Source organism: Chitinophaga sp. 05T412 (assembly GCF_056396465.1).
Genome location: NZ_JBFTLN010000078.1, coordinates 1 through 481 on the forward strand (window position 1 = coordinate 1; position 481 = coordinate 481).

A 481-nucleotide genomic window follows, 5' to 3' on the forward strand; every position below is an offset into this window, starting at 1 on the left:
TCAAGCCATGTCAAGCCATGAAAGCCGGGGGGACCTGAAGTCGGCAACCGCAAGGAACCGCCTAGGGTAAAATCGGTAATTGGGGCTAAGTCGTAACAAGGTAGCCGTATCGGAAGGTGCGGCTGGAATACCTCCTTTTTAGAGCTCATTAACCTGAGTAAGCTGTTGTTTCCTTCTTTTAATTTATTTGCTACTAACGCAGATGGCTACACGCCAAAGCGRATAGAGCAGAAAACTGAAAACAGTAATGTTTCAAGTTTTTCAAGTTCTTTTAATTTATTAAGCCAAGTTGGTTATGGACTGGATCGGTTAGTGAGATAGTATCCGCCAACCTTGACTAAATAGACAGATCCGTAGCTCAGCCTGGTTAGAGCACTACACTGATAATGTAGGGGTCAGCAGTTCAAATCTGCTCGGGTCTACAATGATTACGGGGGATTAGCTCAGTTGGCTAGAGCACCTGCCTTGCACGCAGGGGGTC

1 tRNA gene and 1 rRNA gene are annotated in these 481 nt (G+C 46.2%); both read left to right on the forward strand.

The window, feature by feature from the left end:
• A 16S ribosomal RNA gene (locus AC1DFM_RS34745) occupies positions 1–138 on the forward strand; the annotation flags it as partial.
• A 209-nt stretch (positions 139–347) separates the two neighbouring features.
• Positions 348–422 (forward strand) — tRNA-Ile (locus AC1DFM_RS34750).
• Positions 423–481 lie beyond the last annotated feature (59 nt).